Source organism: Actinomadura sp. NPDC049753 (assembly GCF_040674655.1).
Lineage (GTDB): Bacteria > Actinomycetota > Actinomycetes > Streptosporangiales > Streptosporangiaceae > Spirillospora > Spirillospora verrucosospora.
On sequence record NZ_JBFARL010000369.1, the window covers coordinates 1 to 3,674 of the forward strand.

Consider the following 3,674-nt stretch of genomic DNA (forward strand, 5'->3'; position numbering starts at 1 on the left):
AGAACGGGATCACCGCGATCATTCTGGCGCTGGCGCTGGAGCCCGACTTCCGCGGCACCGTCGGGATCGTCGCGCCGGCGATCCTGGTCGTGAACCGCGACGGCCGCGCTGGTCGCCCTCGCGGCGCTGCCCTGAGCGCGCGGCGGCCCCCCGGGAGGGCAATGCTTGATCCAAAAGGGCGAAACCGGTCACCAGGAGGACTAACATCGGGCTACGTGACGAGCATCAGCCTTGACAGCGCAGACCTGGCCGGCCTCGACGTCGACGCGATCGTGATCGGCGTCGCCCCCGCCGCGGCGGGGGCCGCGCCGGCCGACGGCGCGCAAGCCCTCGACCGCGCGATGGACGGCAGGCTCGCGGACGCGCTGGGCGCGCTCGGCGCCACCGGCAAGGCCGGCGAGGTGACCAGGCTGCCCTCGCTCGGCGCCGTCCCCGCCAAGGTCATCGTGGCCGCCGGGCTCGGCGAGGACCCGTCCGCCGAGGACCTGCGCCGCGCCGCCGGCGCCGCCGTCCGCTCCCTCGCGGGCACCGCCCGGGTCGCGGTCGCGCTCCCCGCCTCCGGCGCCGAGGGCGTCGAGGCCGTCGCGCTGGGCGCGCTGCTCGGCGCCTACTCCTTCGACACCTTCCGCACCGGCGACGGCCACAAGAGCCCCGTCGAGGAGATCCGCCTGGTCGCGCCCGCGTCCGAGGAGGCCGCCCTCGGGCGCGCCCGCACCCTCGCCGCGTCGGTCCGGCTCGTCCGCGACCTGGTGAACACCCCGCCGTCCCACCTGTCCCCCGAGGACTTCGCCGGCGAGGCCGAGCGGGTCGCCGGCGAGACCGGCCTCGCCATCGAGGTGCTGGACGAGAAGGCCCTCGTCGAGGGCGGGTACGGCGGCATCGCCGGCGTCGGGCAGGGGTCGGTGAACCCGCCGCGGCTCGTCCGGCTCGCCTACACCCACCCGGAGGCGTCCAGGACGCTCGCCCTCGTCGGCAAGGGCATCACGTTCGACTCCGGCGGCCTGTCCCTCAAGCCGACCGACGCGATGGACTGGATGAAGTCCGACATGGGCGGCGCGGCCGCCGTGCTCGGCGCGCTCGCCGCCATCGCCGAGCTGCGCCCCGCGGTCAACGTCGTCGGCTACCTCGCCCTCGCCGAGAACATGCCGAGCGGCACCGCGCAGCGCCCGTCCGACGTGCTGCGCATCTACGGCGGCAAGACGGTGGAGGTCCTCAACACCGACGCCGAGGGCCGGCTCGTCATGGCCGACGCCCTCGTCCGCGCCGGCGAGGACTCCCCCGACCTCATCGTGGACGTCGCCACCCTGACCGGCGCGCAGCTCGTCGCCCTCGGCACCCGCACCTTCGGCGTCATGGCCAACGACGACGGCGTGCGCGAGAAGGTGGTCGCGGCCGCCGAGCGCGCGGGCGAGGCTTCCTGGGGCATGCCCCTGCCCCCGGAGCTGCGCAAGGGCCTCGACTCGGCGGTCGCCGACATCGCCAACATCAGCGGCGAGCGCTGGGGCGGCATGCTGGTCGCCGGGACGTTCCTCAAGGAGTTCGTGCCGGACGGCGTCAAGTGGGCGCACCTGGACATCGCGGGCCCCGCCTTCCACAAGGGCGAGCCGTACGGTTACACGCCCAAGGGCGGCACCGGCGCCGCGGCGCGCACACTGGTCCAGATCGCCGAGGACGTCGCCGCGGGCGTCCTGTAGGGGGCCACGGGAATTCCGCGGGGGTCCCGCCCGCTGTGAGCGGGCGGAGAACAGAATAGGTTTTCTTGTGGCGTGGGGGCCCGGGCTGCCGGTGCGCCCCGCCCAGGACGCCGCGATCCACGCGGCGCCACAACCGGGAAAGGGAGCGTCCAGTGGCCAACAACGGCCCCTTCGACATCGTCGTCCTGGGTGCCGGCAGCGGCGGGTACGCGTGCGCGTTGCGCGCCGCCGAGCTCGGCAAGTCGGTCGCGCTCATCGAGCGGGACGAGTCGCTCGGCGGAACGTGCCTCAACCGCGGCTGCATCCCCACCAAGGCGCTGCTGCACGCGGCCGAGGTGGCGGACCAGTCCCGCGAGGCGGCGAAGTTCGGCGTGAAGGCCACCTTCGAGGGCATCGACGTCGCCGGGGTGAACGCCTACAAGGACAAGGTCGTCTCGACGACCGTCAAGGGCCTCACCGGGCTGATCAAGTCCCGGGGCATCGAGGTCGTGCACGGCACCGGGCGGCTGGCCGGCCCCACCGCGGTCGAGGTCGAGACCGCCGAGGGCACCCGCCGCATCGAGGGCGGGCACATCGTGCTCGGCACGGGGTCGGCGCCGAAGTCGCTGCCCGGCCTGGAGATCGACGGCGAGCGCGTCATCTCCAGCGACCACGCGCTGCGGCTGGAGCACGTCCCCGGCTCGGTCGTGATCCTCGGCGGCGGCGTCATCGGCGTCGAGTTCGCCAGCGTGTGGCGCTCGTTCGGCGCCGACGTCACGATCGTCGAGGCACTGCCGCACCTGCTCCCACTGGAGGAGGAGTCCAGCTCCAAGCGGCTGGAGCGCGCCTTCCGCAAGCGCGGCATCAGGTTCGAGCTCGGCACCCGGTTCCAGAGCGCCAAGACGACGCAGGGCGGCATCTCCGTCACCCTCGAAGACGGCAAGACCATCGACGCCGAGCTGCTGCTCGTGGCGGTGGGCCGCGGACCGGTCTCCGACGGCATCGGCCTGGCCGAGGCCGGCGTCGAGACCGAGCGCGGGTTCGTCAAGGTCGACGAGTACTGCCGGACGAGCGTCCCCACGATCTCCGCGGTCGGCGACCTGATCCCGACCCCGCAGCTGGCCCACGTCGGCTTCGCCGAGGGCATCCTCGTCGCCGAGCGGCTGAGCGGGCTCACCCCGCCGCCGATCGACTACGACGGCGTCCCTCGCATCACCTACTCCGACCCCGAGGTGGCCTCGGTCGGCATCACGTCCGCCGTGGCCCGTGAACGCGGGTACGAGATCAAGGAGGTCACCTACGACCTGGCCGGCAACCCCAAGAGCAAGATCCTGGGGACGCAGGGCGAGGTCAAGGTGATCGCGGCCGTGGACGGCCCCGTCCTCGGCCTCCACATGGTCGGCGCACGCGTCGGCGAGCTCATCGCGGAGGGGCAGCTCATCTACAACTGGGAGGCCCTGCCCGGCGAGGTCGCCCAGCTGATCCACCCCCACCCGACCCAGTCCGAGGCGGTCGGCGAGGCGCATCTCGCCCTCGCCGGCAAACCACTGCACGTGCACGGCTGAGAAGCCGCACAAGTATTCCGAAGGAGTCGCTGGACCATGCCGGTCTCCGTCACCATGCCCCAGCTCGGCGAGAGCGTCACCGAGGGCACCGTCACCCGCTGGCTCAAGAAGGAGGGCGAGCGCGTCGAGACCGACGAGCCGCTCCTGGAGGTGTCCACCGACAAGGTCGACACCGAGATCCCCTCCCCCGCCTCGGGCATCCTCACCAGCATCACCGTCGCCGAGGACGAGACCGTCGAGGTCGGCGCCGAGCTGGCCGTCATCGGCGACGAGGGCGAGGCGCCGTCCGGCGGCGGCGCCCCGGCCGCCGAGGAGCAGCAGGCGGAGCCCCAGCAGGAGGCCCCGCAGCAGCAGGAGGCCCCGCAGCAGGCGCAGCAGCCCCAGGCCCAGCAGGCTCCCCCGCCCGCCGCCTGGCCGCCGCCGGCGCAGCAGCAGC

Annotated in this window: 3 protein-coding genes; all 3 read left to right on the top strand. The window is 73.7% G+C overall.

The window, feature by feature from the left end; genetic code table 11:
• Positions 1-161 precede the first annotated feature (161 nt).
• Positions 162-1,694 (top strand): leucyl aminopeptidase, encoded by a 1,533-nt coding sequence (locus AB0K37_RS40935; protein WP_363991297.1) that lies wholly within the window; start codon positions 162-164, stop codon positions 1,692-1,694.
• A gap of 152 nt (positions 1,695-1,846) precedes the next feature.
• The gene (lpdA, locus tag AB0K37_RS40940) at positions 1,847-3,238 is read left to right on the top strand and encodes a dihydrolipoyl dehydrogenase (RefSeq protein ID WP_363991292.1); all 1,392 of its coding nucleotides are present in this window, start codon (positions 1,847-1,849) and stop codon (positions 3,236-3,238) included.
• Positions 3,239-3,274: 36 nt separating this feature from the next.
• The coding region (locus AB0K37_RS40945) for a biotin/lipoyl-containing protein (RefSeq protein ID WP_363991294.1) at positions 3,275-3,674 on the top strand (400 nt) is incomplete at its 3' end.

Bases quoted from the DNA above. Each gene is read 5' to 3' on its own strand.
- AB0K37_RS40935 (WP_363991297.1), top strand. From the start codon at position 162: ATGCTTGATCCAAAAGGGCGAAACCGGTCACCAGGAGGACTAACATCG.